Here is a 19,458-nt window from a genome sequence, read left to right as displayed (position 1 = left end):
GTTACTCCTTATGATTTTTTAGGTTCAGTGGCGGCATTAGCCTGCATTTTAGCTTTCATGGCCGCTAATTCAGCCGACACTTCATCTTCTGCTTGCAGCGCGGCAAATTCATCCGCTAATGAGCCTTTATTGGCGCCCTTAGATAATTCATAGGCTTCCACTTGCGCTTCAATCCCTTCTACCCGGCGCTCGTACTGCTCAAACTTGAGCATGGCATCATCAATTTTGCTGGAATCTAAGCGGCGTTTCACTTCTAAGCGCGACGTCGCCGTTTGATTACGCATGATAATGGTTTTCTGACGCGCCTTCGCATCGGCTAACTTTTCTTGTAATTGCGTGATTTCATCTTTTAAGCGACTAATTTGCTCATCGATGATCAGCATTTCATCGCTCAAGGCTTTTAAGGTATCGTTGGCTTTTTGCTTTTCGACTAACGCGGCTTTGGCTAAATCTTCACGATCTTTAGATAACGCCAGTTCCGCTTTAGCATGCCAATCTGCCACTTGTTCTTCAATGCGAGCAACGCGGCGGTGCACTTCTTTTTTCTCAGCTAAAACACGAGCTGAGGTTGAGCGCACTTCAACTAAAGTATCTTCCATTTCTTGAATGATAAGACGTACCATTTTTTCAGGATCTTCGGCTTTATCTAATAAAGCACTGATGTTTGAATTAATGATATCTGCAAAGCGTGAAAAAATTCCCATAATCTTATCCTCAAAGTTAGCGGTTACAATGTTCTTTAATCACATTTCGTGCCAACTTTTAAATTCCTTTCAATTACAATATGATAGATATATTTTTAAGTTTATCTTTATTTTCACCAACTAGACACATATTATAATTTTCACCATTTGTTAGTGACATAGACCAAAAATTATCGTGGCTAAACAAAACCAACAAGACAATCTCATCGGCCAATCGAATGCCCTACTCGAAGTCCTTGAGCATGTATCGCAAATAGCGCCCTTATCTAAACCTGTACTTATCATAGGTGAACGAGGCACAGGTAAAGAACTGATTGCTGAACGCATTCATTTCTTATCGACCCGTTGGGATCAGAGCTTTATTAAGCTTAATTGCTCCTCCTTAAGTGATAGCCTATTAGAAAGCGAATTGTTTGGCCATGAAACCGGTGCATTCACTGGCGCCAAAGCACGCCATGAAGGTCGCTTTGAGCGCGCCGATGGTGGCACCTTATTTTTAGATGAACTGGCCAATACCTCAGGGCTTATTCAAGAAAAGCTGTTGAGAGTCATTGAATATGGCGAGTATGAGCGTGTGGGCGGCAATCGCTCCTTAAAAACCGATGTGCGTTTAATATGCGCCGCCAATGAAGATTTACCTAGCTTTGCAGATGCGGGGGAGTTTCGCGCCGATTTACTCGATAGATTAGCCTTTGATGTCATCACCTTACCGCCGCTGCGCTGTCGCCCTGAAGATATTATGTCACTGGCAGAATATTTTGCGATTGGTATGGCGCGCCAACTTAGGCTTGAATACTTCGCGGGATTTAGTGCGAGCAGTAAACAAATCTTGCTTGATCATCAATGGCCTGGAAATATTCGTGAACTTAAAAACGTGGTGGAGCGCGCCGTGTATCGTAATCAACAGCGCGATAAACCTATTCAAGACATTACCCTTGACCCCTTTGACTCTCCTTTTCGGCCTAAGCAAAGCATACGCACTCAAGATAGAAGACCAAGTAAGGCTGCAGTCACAAACGACACTAGCTCAATATCAGCAGCTAATGGTGCTAACGCTGCCACAACAAATGCCGCTCAGCTAAGCTTTCCACTGGATTTTAAAACTCATTGTGAACAACAAGAAAAAGCTTTGTTAGAGCAAGCATTAACCCTAGGGCAGTTTAATCAGAAGAAAACCGCAGAATTATTGTCATTAAGCTATCATCAGTTGCGCGGAATTCTCAAAAAATACAATTTATTGGATAAAGATTGAGCTGGGTTTGCTCCAAACTCAAAGGCACTGTTAAAATACGATTCTTGTTATCTATAATAATCGATCTTGATATGAAGCTGTCCTTAAGTGGCACTATCTACCTTGGGTTGACCTTAGTCGCGGCGGTAATGCTGGGTGGCTGTAGTCCTCAAACACTACCGGCGGGATTAGTCTATTGCTCTGAGGGCAATCCAGAGACCTTTAATCCGCAATTAGTGACATCAGGCACCACTATCGATGCCACCTCTCAGCAGCTTTTTAATCGTTTGGTGGAATATAACCATCAACAAGAGACCATAGTGCCTTCCATCGCCAAACGATGGCATGTCAGTCAAGACGGCCTGCGTTATCACTTTACCTTACGCGATGATGTGCATTTTCATCAAAGTGACATCTTTACCCCAAGTCGCACCTTAACGGCTGATGATGTTCTCTTTTCATTTGAGCGCATTATCAACCCAAACCATCCTTATCACTTTGTTTCAAAAACTGGCTATCCATTTTTTGAAAGCATCAGTTTTGCTAAGCAAATAAAAAGCATAGAAAAAATCAACGACTTAGAACTGGTGTTTCACTTAACTGAGCCTAATGGCACATTTTTATCGAATCTGGCCACAGATTTTGCCGTCATACATTCCAGTGAATATGCGCAGCAGTTATTGTTTACTAACATGCCAGAGCGTTTGGATACTGAAGTCATAGGTACAGGCCCGTATCAATTTCAGCAATATGTCAAAAATGAAATGATCCGTTATCGTCGCCATCCAAATTATTGGGGTGAGGCTGGGCAATTGCCTATGTTAGTGTTTGATATCACCCCCATGAGCGCGACTCGCTTGGTAAAATTAATCACAGGCGATTGCAGTGTTTCGGCCTTACCTAAGCCTGTAGAGCTTGACGTAGTTGAGCTCCATCCAAAGCTTAGACTTGAGAGCCACCCGGGTTTAAATGTTTCATTTTGGGCCTTTAACACCCAAAAGAGTCCGTTTGATCGCTTAGAAGTGCGCCAAGCCTTAGAAATGGCGGTCAATAAACAAAACATACTCGATGCGGTTTACCGCGATAAAGGCGTCATTGCCCATGGATTACTACCGCCAGCATCTTGGGCGTTTGATGATATTCACGTCGATTCAGTGTATGACCCTGAGCGCGCCATTGCCTTACTTAAGCAAGCTGGCATTAGCGATTTAAGCTTAGATATTTGGTCGGCTCCTGTCGGGCGCAGCTACAACCCTAACCCCAACAAAACCGCAGAACTCATTCAAGCCGACTTAGCCAACATAGGCGTTAAAGCCAAAATCGTAAGTTATGGCTGGAGTGTGTTTATCAATAAGCTCAATCAAGCCGATTACGATACGGTATTAATTGGCTGGAACGCAGATAATAGCGACCCCGATAACTTCTTTACGCCGCTTCTAAGTTGTAACGCCATTATGAGTAGCACTAATCGCTCACGTTTTTGTCATGTCCCGTTAGAATCTTTGCTAAATCAAGCGCGCGCCACGCCATCGCAGTTAGCCCGTAAGGCTTTGTATGCTGATGCCGAAAAAATAGTGCGTCAACAGGTCCCCTTAGTGAGCCTAGCGCACGCGCAGCGCATGGTTTTAGTCAATGATACTGTGAGCCATATGCCCTTGCCCGCTTTTGGCGGCATTGCCTTTGATAAGGTGAAACAAGTGCAGGAGCTGCAACCATGAGTTATTACTTACTAAGACGCCTTAATTTATTTCTAGCCACTAGTATAGTGTTGTTATTAGTGCTGTTTGTGGCCACTCACTTATTCCCTGTCAGTAGCAGTTATGCTCTTAGCGGAATAGAGCAACCAACTGAATTACAAGCCGAGCAAATTAATCGCGATTATCATTTAGACGATGGTCAGTTCAGCCAGTTTATTGCCTATTTGCAGCAGAGGTTAAGTGGCAATCTTGGCATCTCAGTCACCTCCCAGCAAAGTGTTGCCAGTGAACTTGCCGATGTACTGCCCGCCTCGTTTGAACTCATCATAGTCACCGCCATGCTCGCCTTAGGTTTTGGTATTCCCATTGGCGTGGTTGCGTCCTTAAGTAAAGATAAGCTCACTCAGAACAGTATTATTGCCATTACGCTCACAGGCTATTCCATTCCGGTATTTTGGTTAGGTTTGTCTTTATCACTGTGGTTTGGGGTTAAATTAGGCTGGCTGCCGATTTCAGGGCAAATTAACCTTCTTTATGACATCCAGCCAGTGACTGGTTTTTTACTGATTGATTGCCTGTTATCGGATAATGAATATAGCTACAGCGCCTTTATTGATGCCTTGCAGCACATGATTTTACCGGCCTTCACCTTAGCGGTATTTCCATTCACTGTGGTTGTGCGCTTAACCCGCAGCGCCATGATGAATGTGATGCAGCAAACCTATATTCGCGCCGCAGAAGCGCGCGGCCTGCATACTCGCCAAATAGTGATGAAACATGCGCTACCTAACGCCTTAATCCCTGTGCTCAAAAACCTAGGCATTATGCTGGGTCCCTTTGCCAGTTATGCCATAGTGGTGGAAGTGATCTTTGCTTGGCCTGGCGTTGGCGCTTGGTTAGTGCAAGGCATTTATCAGCGCGATTACACTGTCATTCAAGGCGGTATTATGGCGGTCGCCTTATTGATCATCTTCTTTAGTATTTTTATCGATATTATTCATACCGCAGCGAACCCAAAAAGTAGGAAAGAGATTTATGCCTCCCATTAGTATTTATCAAGAAGAGCGCATTCCCTCCCCTCGTAAACGGGTGTGGCGGTCGTTTTGCTCTAACCCCTTTTCTGTGGTGGGTTTATGGGCCGTGGGCTTATTGTTAGTCATTGCAATCTTTGGCCCATTAATGGCGCCTTATGCGCCGCAACTTCAAAATACTCAGTCAATTTTACTGCCGCCTTCATGGGATCCGGCCGGTACGGTTGAGCACTTTTTAGGGACAGATGCTCTGGGGCGCGATATTTTCAGCCGTATCCTTTATGGCGCGCAGCTCACCTTAGGCTTATCTTTACTGGTCGTATTCACCGCCTTAGTGGTGGGTTTTATCATAGGCTCATTGTCAGGTATGATGAGCGGGCTTAAATCTTCCATTCTGTCGCACTTATTGGACGCCCTCTTATCCATTCCGTCACTGTTAATGGCGATATTGTTGGTCGCAGTCGCTGGCCCTGGCATTCAAAATGTGTTTTGGGCTGTGGGTTTATCGTTAACGCCGCAATTTGTGCGCGCTATTCATCAAGCCGTGCACGAAGAGTCGCAAAAAGAGTATGTGACCGCCGCAAGGCTTGATGGCGCCAATACCTTGCAAGTTTACTGGTATGTGATTTTACCTAATATATGGGACGCCCTAATAGTGCAGACCACCTTAGCCATTTCTGCCGCGATTTTAGATATAGCCGCCTTAGGTTTTTTAGGTCTTGGCGCGCAATCACCAAGCCCAGAATGGGGCGCTATGGTGGCGCAAGGAATTGACTCTTTATTAGTCGCACCTTGGAATGTCACCATTCCTGGACTTGCGCTGCTTTTTACTGTGTTATCGATAAACCTAGTTGGCGATGGGTTACGTACCGCCATGTCACGAGGGAATCAATAATATGCCACTACTTGATATTAGAAACTTAACCATTGAGTTAGATACGCCCTATGGCCGAGTTAAAGCCCTAGAAAAAGTCAGCTTAACCTTAAATGCCGGTGAAGTGCATGGCTTACTTGGGGAATCGGGCTCTGGTCGTACCCTACTGGCGCGCGCCATTATGGGCATTCCAGAGGCCAATTGGACGGTCACCGTCGATCGCATGATGTGGGATGGCATGAATCTACTGGAAATGCCGCAACAGCAAAGACGGCAAATCATGGGATCAGAAATTTCCATGATATTTCAAGATCCATCAGCGAGCTTAGATCCCTCCATCACCATAGGCGCACAATTACTTGAAGCTATGCCGAGCAACCCGCAATTACCTTTTTGGCAACGGGGTAAAGCCCGCAAGCTTAATATGCAAAAGTGGTTACATAAAGTCGGCGTTAAAGATCCCGATCGCATCATTCGCCGTTATGCGTGGGAGTTATCAGAAGGCGAATGCCAAAAAGTAATGATTGCTATGGCACTAGCAAAGCAGCCCAAATTGCTGATTGCCGATGAACCCACTAACCTAATGGAAGTCAGTACTCAGGCACAAATCTTTAGATTGCTATCTAAGCTCAATCAACTGCAAGATGTTTCCATCTTATTGATTAGCCATGAAATTGAAACGTTAGCGCAATGGTGCGGGCGCGTAACCGTATTTTACTCTGGGCAAGTGATGGAATCTGGTCCAACCGAAGAGCTGCTCGCCAGTCCGTTTCATCCTTACACCAAAGCTATGCTCGAATGTTTACCGGATTATGGTAATCCCATGCGCCATAAGATGATCATGCCAACACTTGCAGGCTCGGCGCCGCCGCTGCAGCATTTACCCATTGGCTGTCGTTTAGGGCCGCGTTGCCCACAAGCGCAAAGACAATGCGTGAATCAACCGAATCTACGCCATATTCGCGATAGGTATTATGCCTGTCATTTCCCATACCAAACCGAGTCAGACAATGACGACAGCGCTGCTTAAAGTAAACCATCTCAATAAACGCTATTTCAGCGGTTATCGACGCCTGCGCAAGCAATACTCACAAGCATTATCCGACGTGAGTTTTGAGCTTAATGCCGGCGAAACTTTAGCGATAGTAGGTGAAGCTGGGTCAGGTAAAAGTACCTTGGCCCGTATCTTAGTGGGCGCTGAGCCGCGCACTAATGGGGAAATCTTGTTTGAAGGCGTGTCATTAGATAGCCATGATAACTCTAAACGCTGCCGCCTCATTCGCATGATATTTCAAGATCCTAACACTTCGCTTAACCCAAGGCTCACCATTGGTGAACTCTTGGCTGAACCGTTACGCTTTAATACTCAGTTAGATAAAGCCACTATTAACAAGCAAGTATTTGATACTTTACGCAAAGTTGGCCTACTACCTGAACATGCTGAATTTTACCCGCACATGATTTCTGAAGGTCAAAAACAGCGCGTCGCGGTGGCACGAGCATTAATGCTCGATCCTAAAATCATTATTGCCGATGAAGCCTTAACCGCACTCGACTTTAGCGTCCGCTCGCAAATTCTGAATTTATTGCTAAAACTGCAGCAAGAGCTGGGATTGTCGTACATTTTTGTGTCGCATCATCTTGGCATCATTCGTCAATTTAGTGACAAAATCATGGTGATGCAAAAAGGTGTAGTGGTTGAAAAAGCCCGTACTGAAGAATTATTTAACCATCCTCAGCATGAATATACCCAAAGGCTTATTGCCGAGCAGGACTTATTGTTCAATCGTAAATAGTTTAAGCCGTAAATAGTTTAAGCCGTAAATAGTTTAAGCCGTAAATAGTTGTTAGTGCGGTAAGGCGAGTGAGTATGGTCGCAATGGCTCATGGCTAAAAACCATGGCTATTACTGACACTATACTGCTCCAACCACTGTGAATTTTAGGGATGATGGCAAAATAGCAGTGCCATTTATTCACTGAAATCATTATCCTATTGTGCAAAGTTGACTCTAGAAGCGATCTCATGATTATTAAACCGAAAATTCGTGGATTTATCTGTACTACCACTCATCCATTAGGCTGTGAAGCCAATGTGTTAGAGCAAATCAACCTGACTAAAGCCCAAGGCCCAATTAAGCACGGTCCTAAGCGCGTATTAGTCGTGGGAGCCTCCAGTGGTTATGGCATGTCATCTCGTATTGCCGCGGGCTTTGGCTGCGGCGCTGCAACCATAGGCGTATTCTTTGAGAAGCCATCGACAGAAGCCAAGCCTGGTACTGCCGGTTGGTATAATTCTGCCGCCTATGACAAGTTTGCCAAAGAAGCGGGCCTTTATGCTAAATCTATCAATGGCGATGCCTTCAGCCATGAAGCTAAAGCCAAAGTTATCGAACTTATCAAAGCTGATCTTGGCCAAATTGATATGGTGGTGTACTCACTGGCATCGCCAGTTCGTAAAATGCCAGACAGCGGCGAGCTTATTCGCTCATCATTAAAGCCTATTGGTGATATTTATACTGCCACTGCGGTTGATACGAATAAAGACTGCATCATTGAAGCGTCAGTTGAACCTGCTACCGAGCAAGAGATTGCTGATACTGTCACTGTGATGGGCGGCCAAGACTGGGAATTGTGGATTGATGCCCTAAATGATGCCGGCGTATTAGCCCCAGGCTGCAAAACAGTGGCTTATTCTTACATAGGCACTGAAATCACTTGGCCTATTTACTGGCATGGCGCCCTTGGCAAAGCCAAAATGGATTTAGATCGCGCCGCTCATGAGTTAAACAGCTTATTAGCTCCAACTGGCGGTAGCGCTAATGTGGCAGTATTAAAAAGCGTCGTGACTCAAGCAAGCTCAGCCATTCCTGTCATGCCACTTTACATTGCTATGGTCTTTAAAAAGATGCGTGAGCAAGGCCTGCATGAAGGTTGCATGGAGCAGATTTTGCGTTTGTTCCGCGAGCGCTTATATCAAGACGATGGTGCACAACCACAAACTGATGCAGACAACCGCCTGCGTTTAGATGATTGGGAATTAAGAGAAGATATTCAGCAGCATTGCCAGCAATTGTGGCCACAAGTGACCACAGAGAATTTAGCGCAATTAACTGACTACCTTGAATATAAAGCTGAATTTATTAAGTTGTTCGGTTTTGGTATCGACAGCATAGATTATGAGGCTGATGTGAGTACTGCGGTTGAGTTTGATGTCATCAATCTCTAATAGATCACATTCTTAAGTAAAAGGGCTATCTTAATGATAGCCTTTTTTATTATTATCCAGAGAGCTCCAACCAATTGAAATATTTAGGAATATATTATGAAAATTAGCGCACGCAACAACCTGAAAGGCACTGTAGTTTCTATCGCTGAAGGTTCAGTAAACAATGAAGTAGCCATCGAAGTAGCACCAAACGTGGTTATCACTTCTATCGTGACGAAGAACGCTTGCGAAGCTTTAAGCTTAAAAGTCGGTGGCGAAGCTTACGCTATCGTTAAAGCAAGCAGCGTAATGGTTGCTGTTGATTAATCTGTGGATTAATTGCTAATAAAAAAGGTCAGCAGCTGCTGACCTTTTTGTTATCTCATTTTAAGAATGACGATTTAAAACACTATTCCGTAGGGAAAGTAATTTCAGCTGTCTTCTTTAAGCTATCAATCATAGCCATATAGTCAGTTTGACTCAGTGACGTACTTAAGCCTTGGCTTAAAGTCGCTAATACTTCAGCCGTAATGCCTTCAGCGGCATTAACGCCGTCTAACACGACTACGCCATACCCTTGACCTAAAGCCACAGTATCAACTACTGGCGCGCCTTGTGGGCTTGGCATTTGGAAAGCCTTAGTCACTATGGCAGGATTAATATCTTGGGTATAACGCCCAATCTTATCCTGAGCCACTAAGTTAGCATCTGGTTTATCCGCCTTGATGCTAGCCATTACGTTTTGCGCCGCGACTTTAGCTTGCTCTAACGCTTGCTCTTGTTGTAAACGCGCCACGATATCGGCTTTTACATCAGCAAACGGAACCGAACCTGCACGTTGGTGCTTGTTCAAACGCAGTACCATCACATGATTAGGGGCAATCTGCAACACATCTGAGTTCAAGCCTGATAATAATACTTGCTCAGAGAAGGCAGCTTTCACTATCTCAGGAGTATTAAAGCCTGCTGGAGCATTTTGACGGCTAAATAAGTCAGTGGTTTGCACTTTACCATTGATGGCTTGCGCCGCATCAATCAAGCTATCTGGCACTTCATAAGACACGTCAGCCAGCTTTTGTTGCAACTGGTAAAACTCGTTAGTGGCTTTATCTTGCTGCAACTTAGCTATGATTTCAGCTTTCACTGTATCAAAGGCTTCGGCTTGACCAGGTTGTACGTCCACTAACTTAATGATTTGATAACCATAGTCAGATTTAACCACCGCAGATACACCGCCCTTGGCAGTAATAGCAAACAGGGCTTCATCGAACTCAGGCGACATAACGCCTTGTTCAAACCAATCCAGTTCACCGCCATTAACCGCCGTGAACTTGTCACTAGACTCTTGCTTGGCTAACTGCGCAAAATCAGCGCCTGCTAACAACTGCTGATGAATGTCATTGGCTTTCTGCTCAGCGCCTTCTTGACCGGCATCAATCAGGATATGTGCAGCCAGACGCTTTTCAGCAGTCTGATAATCCGTCTTGTGCTCATCATAATAGGCTTGCGCTTGCTCATCAGTCACAGCAACCGTCTTCGCCATTTGCGACAAATCTAAGTCAACATAATCTAAGCTCACAAGCTCTGGGCTAGTAAATTGCGCTTGATTAGCATCATAAAAACTTTTTGCTTGCTCATCGCTAATCACCACATTGGCCGCTAAAGGCGCCGCATCGATAATTTGGTAGCGAATATTACGCGTCTGGCCTTGAAGTTTAGCTAATTGCTCAGCTTCACCCGCTAACACGAACTCACTGCCAACCACTGAGCTCACCAACTGACGGCGAGTCATGTCTTGGCGCATCATGTCGCTGAATTGAATTGGCTGATAGCCTAACTGACGCAATACCGCTTGATAACGTTCGTTATCAAACTGACCATTGGTTTGGAACGCAGTTTCAGTGAAAATGGCTTGCTTAATCTGCTCGTCAGAAACTCGTAAACCGATTTTATCGGCCGCTTGATCCAGTAAGATATCGCCAATTAAGCGATCTAATACTGACTGCTTTAAACGGTTCATGTAGTTATCATCGGCAGATAAGGCCGCGAACATGTCACCCAACTGTTGTTCCATACGTGACTTCTCACCTTGGAACGCTTGTTCTAATTGTGCTTGGGTAATTTCTTGGCCATTCACTGTCGCAGCGGGTACTTCAGTCGAAGTGCCTAAATAGCTGCTGACTCCTGCAAATGCGAAAGACAGTATCACAAGTACCAAAATACTCTTGGCAATGACCCCTTGTGAACCTTCGCGAATTTTTTCTAACATTGTTGAACTCGCTTATTGGCGAAAAAAAAATAAAAAAGCGCAGCCATTGCTGGTGCGCCTTTAATGTCTTTGCAACTATAACTGTTGTCATATTGCCGGCGCCGACTCAATTGAATCACCACCTTTTAATTCGTAAAAAGCACTGCTAGGCAGTGCTTCATTTTACGAGCCCTTAAAGGCCGTGCGCAATCTTAGTTAACTGCGTCTTTCAGCGCTTTACCGGCTTTGAAAGCTGGAATGTTAGCTGCTGCAATCTTAATTTCTTGACCAGTTTGTGGATTACGGCCAGTACGCTCAGCGCGCTGACGTACTTCAAAAGTACCAAAACCAACTAGAGAAATTTTATCGCCTTCTTTCAGACCTTCAGAAACTGCTTCAATGAAAGAATCCAGTGCACGGCCAGCAGCCGCCTTAGAAATATCAGCACCAGTAGCAATTTTCTCGATCAGTTCAGATTTGTTCATGTCATCCCCTTGAATGTAATTTTTCGCTCCGCATCCAAATCCATGTTAAGAGCGGACTGCGGAGGCTTTTATAACAAGCTTATTCACAAAGAGCAAGCCTAATCAAAAAACCAAAATATAATATTGGAAGTTGCTAGAAGCCAGTCACCCCAAGGGCTAGGGGCAACCGACCCTTCACAAACTTAGGCTACCACATGAATAGCGTTTGTTAATCCATTTTTTTCAATTTTTTAGTGTGTTAGCGCAATTTCTTGCTATTTTGCTATTTTTTAACCACTTCAAAACCTTCGACCGGTCTTTCCAAGGCTAATTTAAGTACTTCATCCACCCAACGCACTGGATGAATGCACAAATCGGCGATCACATTTTGTGGGATTTCTTCCAAATCACGTTCGTTTTCCTTAGGGATCAACACGTGTTTTATGCCGCCGCGATGCGCTGCTAACAGTTTTTCTTTAAGGCCACCAATAGGTAACACTTCACCGCGTAAGGTAATTTCACCAGTCATAGCAACATCGGCCCGAACTGGGTTACCCGTTAAGCTTGACACTAAAGCCGTGCACATAGCCGCGCCAGCTGAAGGTCCATCTTTCGGAGTAGCACCTTCTGGCACATGCACATGGATATCACGCTTCTCATAAAAATCAGCGTTAATTCCCAATTGCTCAGCGCGGGCGCGCACTACTGTCATCGCCGCCTGAATCGATTCTTGCATGACATCGCCTAATGAACCGGTAAACAGCAGTTTGCCTTTACCAGCCACAGAGGTGGCTTCAATCGTGAGTAAATCACCACCGACTTGTGTCCATGCTAAGCCCGTCACTTGACCGACCTGATTTTTACTTTCCGCTTTACCGTAATCAAAACGCTGCACACCTAAAAATTCTTTTAGATTATCAGCGGTAACATCAACATGCTTAATGTCTTTATTCAGCAGAATTTGTTTAACGACTTTACGGCAAATCTTAGATAATTCACGCTCAAGCGCACGTACACCCGCTTCACGGCTATAGTAGCGAATAATGTTGAGTAGCGCACCATCATCTATGGTGATTTCATTCTTCTTCAAGCCATTACGCTCAAGCTGCTTAGTCAGCAAGTGCTGCTTAGCAATATTAAGTTTTTCATCTTCGGTGTAACCCGATAAACGAATCACTTCCATGCGGTCAAGTAGTGGCCCTGGAATATCCATAGAGTTAGAAGTTGCCACAAACATTACGTCCGATAGGTCGTAATCCACTTCTAAGTAGTGATCGCTAAAGGTTGAGTTCTGCTCAGGATCTAACACTTCAAGTAAGGCAGATGCCGGGTCGCCACGCATATCCGAGCTCATTTTGTCGATTTCATCGAGCAAAAATAGCGGGTTCTTAACCCCGACTTTAGCCATTTTTTGGATAATCTTGCCTGGCATAGAACCAATATAAGTACGGCGGTGACCACGAATTTCCGCTTCATCACGTACGCCGCCTAAGGCAACTCGTACATATTCGCGTCCTGTCGCTTTAGCAATCGACTGACCTAATGAGGTTTTACCAACACCTGGTGGTCCGACTAAACATAAAATAGGGCCTTTGAGCTGTTTAACTCGGCTTTGAACCGCTAAATACTCCAAAATGCGATCTTTGACTTTTTCTAAGCCAAAGTGATCAGCATCCAGAATAGTTTGCGCTTTGCCTAAATCTTTCTTGATGCGTGAGCGCTCTTTCCAAGGCACTGAAGTCATCCAATCGACGTATGAGCGCACCACAGTGGCTTCAGCCGACATAGGCGACATCATCCGCAGCTTATTGAGCTCAGCAATGGCCTTATCTTTGGCATCCTTTGGCATGCCAGCATCTTCAATCTTTTTGGCAAGCACATCAAATTCATCACCGCCTTCATCGAGATCGCCAAGTTCTTTTTGAATGGCTTTCATCTGTTCGTTGAGGTAATACTCGCGCTGACTCTTTTCCATCTGCTTTTTGACGCGAGAACGAATACGTTTTTCAACCTGTAACAGGTCAATTTCCGCTTCCATCATGGCCATCAGATATTCTAAACGCTCGGAAATGTTAACCATTTCCAGCACAGACTGCTTGTCAGCCAATTTCAATGGCATATGCGCAGCCATGGTATCTGCTAGACGCGCTGCTTCATCAATGCCTGACAATGAGGTCAGGACTTCTGGCGGGATCTTTTTGTTAAGCTTAACGTAACCTTCGAATTGACTTAATGCACTACGAACAAGGACTTCTTCTTCCTTGTCTTCCATGTCAGCAGATTCGAGGTATTTAGCCTTGGCGACAAAAAATTCGTTTTCTTGAGTAAAGCGAGTAATGCGAGCACGGCGCCCGCCTTCGACTAATACTTTGACGGTTCCATCCGGCAATTTGAGTAATTGCAAAATAGAGGCAACCGTACCCACCTCATACATATCATTGACGGTTGGTTCATCTAGATCGGCATCGCGCTGAGCTACCAGAATAATTTGTTTATCCAACTCCATTGCAGTTTCAAGGCAGCGAATTGATTTCTCTCTACCCACGAACAACGGAATAACCATATGAGGATAAACCACTACATCACGTAGGGGCAGCACGGGAAGTTCGATTTGCGTCTCACGCTCTATTGTCATAGCTCGATTCCGTTTTTTAGTTGCATTATTAGCGAGTATATTGGGGCAAGGGATAGTGTTTCAATGGACTATACGAAAAAAAGGAGCCCTAAGGCTCCTTTATTTTTCGATTTAATTACAATCGCTTAATTAATGCTCACCTGACGCAACTTGCGCTTCAGTATTTTCATACATCAAGATTGGTGCAGATTCACCTTTAACCACAGATTCATCAACCACAGCTTTCACGACACCTTCTGCTGACGGTAAGTCATACATGGTATCAAGCAGAATGCTTTCAACGATAGAACGTAGACCACGAGCACCTGTCTTACGTGTCATAGCTTTGTGCGCTATGGCGCGCAGCGCATCTTCACGGAACTCAAGCTCAACGTTTTCCATCTCGAATAACGCAGCATACTGCTTTGTCAGCGCGTTTTTAGGCTCAGATAGAATCTGCACTAAGGCAGCTTCATCCAGCTCTTCTAAAGTGGCTAACACAGGTAAACGGCCAATAAACTCTGGAATTAAGCCAAACTTCACTAAATCTTCAGGTTCTACCTGAGCTAAGGTTTGTGAAATTGTGGCTTTATCGCTTTGACCTTTAACTTCAGCACCAAAACCTATGCCTGAACCTTTGTGCGAGCGTTGCTCAATCACCTTCTCTAGGCCAGCAAAAGCGCCGCCACAGATAAACAGGATCTTAGAGGTATCTACTTGCAAAAACTCTTGCTGAGGGTGCTTACGGCCGCCTTGTGGTGGTACTGCAGCAACAGTTCCTTCAATCAGCTTAAGTAAAGCTTGCTGCACACCTTCACCAGACACGTCGCGAGTAATTGATGGGTTGTCAGACTTTCGACTGATTTTATCAATTTCATCGATATAGACGATACCGCGCTGCGCTTTCTCGACGTCGTAATCACATTTTTGCAGTAATTTCTGAATGATGTTTTCAACGTCTTCACCCACATAACCGGCTTCGGTTAACGTGGTGGCATCAGCCATAGTGAATGGCACATTCAAGAAACGCGCTAAGGTTTCTGCCAATAAGGTCTTACCGCTACCGGTTGGGCCTAACAGCAGAATATTACTCTTGCCTAGTTCAACGCCGTCTTTTGGACTGGCATTCTTTAAGCGCTTGTAATGGTTATACACGGCTACCGACAATACTTTCTTGGCTTTTTCTTGGCCAATCACGTAATCATCTAAATGCGCACGTAATTCATGCGGAGTCGGTAATTTTTCTTGCCCGCGTTTTGGAGAAATCTCTTTAATTTCTTCACGAATAATGTCATTGCATAATTCAACGCATTCATCGCAAACATAGACGGAAGGGCCAGCTATTAATTTGCGTACTTCATGCTGACTCTTTCCACAAAAAGAGCAATACAGCAGTTTGCCGCCGTCACCGTTACTCTTGTTATCGCCCATTCTACTACCTCATCTGCAGCTTGCTCTACTGCCTAGATTTTTCATCGCTTATCTCTGAGCATAGCCCAGCAATCAGCAAAGATCAGCCACGTTTAGTTAACACGGAATCAACCAGACCATAGTCCACTGCCTGAGTTGCGCTCATGAAATTGTCACGATCCGTGTCACGTTCAATTACTTCTAACGATTGACCAGTGTGATCCGCCAGCATTTGATTGAGCTTATTCTTGATGCCCAAAATTTCCTGAGCATGAATTGCGATATCAGAAGCTTGACCTTGGAAACCACCCAGAGGCTGATGGATCATTACTCGTGAATTAGGTAAACAATGACGCTTACCTGGAGCACCACCCGCTAATAAAAATGCGCCCATGCTGGCCGCTTGGCCAATACATACAGTACTGACGTTTGGCTTAATGAATTGCATGGTGTCATAAATCGCCATACCCGCAGTCACACTACCGCCAGGTGAGTTGATATACAAATGAATGTCTTTATCTGGATTTTCAGATTCGAGGAACAATAACTGCGCCACAATCAAATTGGCCATATGTTCTTCAACTTGACCCACCAGAAAAATCACACGCTCTTTAAGTAAGCGTGAATAAATGTCATACGAGCGTTCACCTTTAGCTGTCTGTTCAACAACCATAGGTACGAGTGCATTTTGTACGGATCCCGACGTATTAACCATTATTAGTTTCCCTAAAATAAAAAATGGCTCGTATGAGGAGCCCCATACGAACCATTATAAATGGCTAAGTGCCAAATAAGTCAAGTTTCACTTACGCGCGAGCGCCAGCCTTGTTCATAAATTCTTCGAACTCAACTGCTTTTTCAGCAACTTTAGCGCCAGACAGTAAGGCTTCAACCGCTTGCTCTTCTAAAGCAACGTTGCGCATATTCTGCATCAGCTCTTTGTTGTTGTTGTAATAAGCGATTACTTCACTTGGATCTTCATAGGCAGAAGCCATAGATTCAATCAGTGCTGCAACACGAGTTTCATCAGCTTTCAGCTCGTTAGTCTTGATCACTTCACCTAACAACAGACCTACTTTAACGCGACGCTCAGCTTGTTCAGTGAACAAGTCAGCTGGTAATTCAGGCATGTTAGCGGCTTGGCCACCAAAACGTTGCATAGCTTGCTGACGCAATACGTTGATTTCGCTTTCGATCATAGCTTTAGGCAGGCTCAGTTCATTGTTAGCTAATAAGCCTTCAATCACTTGCTGCTTAACGTTAGCTTTCAGAGCTTGCTCTAATTCGCGAATCATGTTCTTACGGATCTCAGTTTCTAAAGCAGCAACGCCGCCTTCAGAAATGCCGAACAGAGTTGCGAACTCATCAGTTACTTCTGGTAAAGATGCGGCACGCACTTCATTCAAGGTAATAGCGAAAGTCGCTACTTTACCCTTCAAGTTTTCAGCGTGGTAATCTTCTGGGAAGGTCACTTCGATATCAAACTGCTCACCGGCTTTATGACCGATAACACCAGTTTCAAAACCTGGGATCATACGGTTGCTGCCTAATTCCAGCTCGAAGCCTTCAGCTTTGCCGCCGTCAAATTCTTCACCGTCAATGCTACCGACGAAATCGATAATAGCTTTGTCGCCTTCAGCAGCCGCGCGCTCAACTGCGTCGAAAGTAGCGTGTTGCTTACGCAGAGTTTCGATCATAGTCGCTACGTTAGCGTCAGTAACTTCAGCAGTAGGCTTTTCTACTTCGATAGCATCTAAACCAGTCAGGGTAACTTCTGGGTAAACTTCAAAAGTCGCTACGAATTCAAACTTTTCAGCATCAGATTGACCTGGTACGAAAGTTGGAGCACCGGCTGGATTCATTTTCTCAGCAATGATAGCTTCGATGAAGTTACGTTGCATGATTTCACCAGTCACTTCCTGGCGAATCGCAGCGCCATAGCGCTTGTTGATCACGCTAGCAGGAACTTTACCTGGGCGGAAACCTGGGATACGTGCACGCTTGGCTTCACGTTGCAGGTTATCATTAACCAGCTTTTCGATTTGTTCAGCTGGTACACTAATTGTCAGGCGACGCTCTAAGCCTTGAGTTGTTTCAACAGAAACTTGCATTGTATTACCTCGAAATATGTCTAACGTCCTTTGTAATAGTCGAGTCATCAACTATTCAGGTATTCGTTGCTTGATTTAATTACGCTTGAATGCCTATCGTATTAGATTTGTGGCACTTCTCGCTCGGAGTTGATACTGATCAAGACCCGACATTATAGCCAGCGTTTTTTGTTGAGTCGAGGGGCAATTTCCTGCAATCGGACATAAAAAAAGCGACCAGAGGTCGCTTTTTTTATTTTTATAATGGGGTGACTGATGGGGCTCGAACCCACGACAACCGGAATCACAATCCGGGACTCTACCAACTGAGCTACAATCACCATAATTTTGGTACGCCCGGCAGGATTCGAACCTGCGACCATCCGCTTAGAAGGCGGATGCTCTATCCAACTGAGCTACGGGCGCATGGTTAACAGTAAACACTGTTTCCTAACCGGTTTGACTCAATGCTAAGCATTAAATCGAATATGGTCGGTGATAGAGGATTCGAACCTCTGACCCTCTGCTCCCAAAGCAGATGCGCTACCGGGCTGCGCTAATCACCGAATGTTCTTATCTAACAAGATAAAGAGCTTAACTCTTTCAACCATCACACTTGCTAGCGGCTCACTTACCGCCGGAGAACGGAGCGCATATTAGCGGTACAGGTGAATGGCGTCAACCCCTTTTTTACCCCGCAACCACTGCTTGCTGAAATATAAATCAATTGGCGTATTTTTACAGCATTCCCCATCAATACATTGATTTAAAGTCGAAACACAGCGTTTATTAGTCTTTTATGACACCAGAAACACAGACTGCTAGAATGGCGGTGTTTTTCACTGTCACGCTACGAGGACATGTACCACCATGACAGCCCAAATTATCGATGGGAAAGTTATTTCACAAGCCGTTCGCCACCGTCTCGCCCATGCCGTCAGCGAGAGAATAGCACAAGGTAAACGTCCACCCGGACTGGCTGTCATTTTAGTCGGTGCCGATCCCGCGTCACAAGTGTATGTTGGCAGTAAGCGTAAAGCCTGTGAGGAAGTGGGTTTTGCCTCTTATTCTTATGATTTACCGGCTGATACTTCAGAACAGGCATTATTGACTCTGATTGATGAGTGCAACGCCGACCCTAAAGTCGATGGCATTTTAGTGCAATTGCCCCTACCCGCTCACATTAGTGACGCCAAGGTGATTGAACGGATTGCGCCGGATAAAGATGTCGATGGTTTTCATCCCTACAATATCGGCCGTTTAGCCCAGCGCATTCCACTGCTGCGCCCTTGCACGCCTAAAGGCATTATGACCTTGATTGAGTCCACCGGCATTGATACCTATGGTTTAGATGCTGTCATAGTGGGTGCCTCCAACATAGTTGGCCGGCCAATGACGCTGGAATTATTACTCGCAGGCTGCACGACCACCACTTGTCATCGCTTTACCAAAGATCTTGAAGGTAAAATTCGCCAAGCAGACTTACTCGTGGTTGCTGTCGGTAAACCGCATTTTATTCCTGGCGATTGGATTAAGCCAGGCGCTATTGTGATAGACGTGGGTATTAACCGTTTAGATTCAGGTGAGTTAGTGGGTGATGTCGATTTTGATGTGGCCGCTACCCGCGCGCAATTTATTACCCCTGTACCTGGCGGCGTGGGCCCGATGACGATTGCCAGTCTATTAGAAAATACCTTATTGGCCGCTGAGCAATATCACGACCAGCAGGATGCTTGCTAGTTCGCAGCTTAAACACCTGCTAAACACTGATTAAGCTTCAACAGCCATGATGTAGAAAATCAAGGTATAAAGAATACAACAACAAAAACGCCAGCAATTGCTGGCGTTTTTTATTAGCGAATATGAATCAAGTATGACACTCTGCTAT

General features: G+C 45.0%; 16 protein-coding genes and 3 tRNA genes. 9 read left to right on the top strand and 10 right to left on the bottom strand.

Annotated features, from left to right (window positions below; all coding sequences use genetic code 11):
* Positions 1 to 8: 8 nt before the first annotated feature.
* Positions 9 to 704 (bottom strand): phage shock protein PspA, encoded by a 696-nt coding sequence (pspA, locus tag FJQ87_RS08120; RefSeq protein ID WP_140932199.1) that lies wholly within the window; start codon positions 702 to 704, stop codon positions 9 to 11.
* A 175-nt stretch (positions 705 to 879) separates the two neighbouring features.
* Between pspA and pspF the strand changes: the two genes are divergently transcribed.
* The 8 genes from pspF to FJQ87_RS08080 all read left to right on the top strand — a co-directional run bounded on the left by pspF (position 880) and on the right by FJQ87_RS08080 (position 9,071).
* Positions 880 to 1,956, top strand: coding sequence for a phage shock protein operon transcriptional activator (gene pspF / locus FJQ87_RS08115; protein ID WP_140932198.1), 1,077 nt, complete (start codon positions 880 to 882; stop codon positions 1,954 to 1,956).
* A 128-nt stretch (positions 1,957 to 2,084) separates the two neighbouring features.
* Positions 2,085 to 3,653 carry an ABC transporter substrate-binding protein gene (locus tag FJQ87_RS08110; protein ID WP_240778910.1) on the top strand — a complete coding sequence of 523 codons (1,569 nt, stop codon included), beginning with the start codon at positions 2,085 to 2,087 and terminating at the stop codon, positions 3,651 to 3,653.
* Positions 3,650 to 4,681 carry an ABC transporter permease gene (locus tag FJQ87_RS08105; RefSeq protein WP_140932196.1) on the top strand — a complete coding sequence of 344 codons (1,032 nt, stop codon included), beginning with the start codon at positions 3,650 to 3,652 and terminating at the stop codon, positions 4,679 to 4,681. The genes FJQ87_RS08110 and FJQ87_RS08105 overlap by 4 nt, the downstream gene beginning before the upstream one ends.
* Positions 4,668 to 5,558 carry an ABC transporter permease subunit gene (locus tag FJQ87_RS08100; RefSeq protein WP_140932195.1) on the top strand — a complete coding sequence of 297 codons (891 nt, stop codon included), beginning with the start codon at positions 4,668 to 4,670 and terminating at the stop codon, positions 5,556 to 5,558. The genes FJQ87_RS08105 and FJQ87_RS08100 overlap by 14 nt, the downstream gene beginning before the upstream one ends.
* Before the next feature lies 1 nt (position 5,559).
* The gene (locus tag FJQ87_RS08095; RefSeq protein WP_140932194.1) at positions 5,560 to 6,567 is read left to right on the top strand and encodes an oligopeptide/dipeptide ABC transporter ATP-binding protein; all 1,008 of its coding nucleotides are present in this window, start codon (positions 5,560 to 5,562) and stop codon (positions 6,565 to 6,567) included.
* Positions 6,548 to 7,333, top strand: a complete 786-nt coding sequence (locus FJQ87_RS08090) for an ATP-binding cassette domain-containing protein (protein ID WP_140934039.1) — start codon at positions 6,548 to 6,550, stop codon at positions 7,331 to 7,333. Before FJQ87_RS08095 ends, FJQ87_RS08090 begins: the two co-directional genes overlap by 20 nt.
* A gap of 229 nt (positions 7,334 to 7,562) precedes the next feature.
* A complete protein-coding gene (fabV, locus tag FJQ87_RS08085) occupies positions 7,563 to 8,765 on the top strand; it encodes an enoyl-ACP reductase FabV (RefSeq protein ID WP_140932193.1) in 1,203 nt (400 codons plus the stop codon).
* A gap of 96 nt (positions 8,766 to 8,861) precedes the next feature.
* Positions 8,862 to 9,071 (top strand): TOBE domain-containing protein, encoded by a 210-nt coding sequence (locus tag FJQ87_RS08080; RefSeq protein ID WP_140932192.1) that lies wholly within the window; start codon positions 8,862 to 8,864, stop codon positions 9,069 to 9,071.
* 82 nt (positions 9,072 to 9,153) lie between these two features.
* Here FJQ87_RS08080 and ppiD read toward each other — a convergent pair whose 3' ends face one another.
* From ppiD to FJQ87_RS08035, 9 genes are all read right to left on the bottom strand, one after another.
* The gene (gene ppiD / locus FJQ87_RS08075; RefSeq protein ID WP_140932191.1) at positions 9,154 to 11,013 is read right to left on the bottom strand and encodes a peptidylprolyl isomerase; all 1,860 of its coding nucleotides are present in this window, start codon (positions 11,011 to 11,013) and stop codon (positions 9,154 to 9,156) included.
* Between the two features lie 191 nt (positions 11,014 to 11,204).
* Complete coding sequence (locus FJQ87_RS08070; protein WP_140932190.1) at positions 11,205 to 11,477, bottom strand: HU family DNA-binding protein; 273 nt, start codon at positions 11,475 to 11,477, stop codon at positions 11,205 to 11,207.
* A gap of 262 nt (positions 11,478 to 11,739) precedes the next feature.
* Positions 11,740 to 14,091, bottom strand: coding sequence for an endopeptidase La (gene lon, locus FJQ87_RS08065; RefSeq protein ID WP_140932189.1), 2,352 nt, complete (start codon positions 14,089 to 14,091; stop codon positions 11,740 to 11,742).
* Positions 14,092 to 14,220: 129 nt separating this feature from the next.
* On the bottom strand, positions 14,221 to 15,501 hold the full coding sequence (gene clpX, locus FJQ87_RS08060) for an ATP-dependent protease ATP-binding subunit ClpX (RefSeq protein WP_140932188.1): 1,281 nt from the start codon (positions 15,499 to 15,501) through the stop codon (positions 14,221 to 14,223).
* Between the two features lie 82 nt (positions 15,502 to 15,583).
* Positions 15,584 to 16,195 carry an ATP-dependent Clp endopeptidase proteolytic subunit ClpP gene (gene clpP, locus FJQ87_RS08055; RefSeq protein WP_140932187.1) on the bottom strand — a complete coding sequence of 204 codons (612 nt, stop codon included), beginning with the start codon at positions 16,193 to 16,195 and terminating at the stop codon, positions 15,584 to 15,586.
* Between the two features lie 91 nt (positions 16,196 to 16,286).
* Positions 16,287 to 17,591 (bottom strand): trigger factor, encoded by a 1,305-nt coding sequence (gene tig / locus FJQ87_RS08050; protein ID WP_140932186.1) that lies wholly within the window; start codon positions 17,589 to 17,591, stop codon positions 16,287 to 16,289.
* Between the two features lie 244 nt (positions 17,592 to 17,835).
* Positions 17,836 to 17,911: transfer RNA gene (locus FJQ87_RS08045), tRNA-His, on the bottom strand.
* Between the two features lie 8 nt (positions 17,912 to 17,919).
* Positions 17,920 to 17,996: transfer RNA gene (locus FJQ87_RS08040), tRNA-Arg, on the bottom strand.
* Positions 17,997 to 18,059: 63 nt separating this feature from the next.
* Positions 18,060 to 18,136, bottom strand: a tRNA-Pro gene (locus FJQ87_RS08035).
* Between the two features lie 304 nt (positions 18,137 to 18,440).
* Here FJQ87_RS08035 and folD point away from each other — a divergent pair.
* The gene (gene folD / locus FJQ87_RS08030) at positions 18,441 to 19,310 is read left to right on the top strand and encodes a bifunctional methylenetetrahydrofolate dehydrogenase/methenyltetrahydrofolate cyclohydrolase FolD (protein WP_140932185.1); all 870 of its coding nucleotides are present in this window, start codon (positions 18,441 to 18,443) and stop codon (positions 19,308 to 19,310) included.
* Positions 19,311 to 19,458: the final 148 nt, after the last annotated feature.

The sequence above is a fragment of the Shewanella sp. SNU WT4 genome, assembly GCF_006494715.1.
Taxonomy (GTDB): domain Bacteria; phylum Pseudomonadota; class Gammaproteobacteria; order Enterobacterales; family Shewanellaceae; genus Shewanella.
The sequence above is the reverse complement of the archived record's forward strand: the minus strand, read 5'-3'. Positions and strand labels throughout refer to the sequence as shown.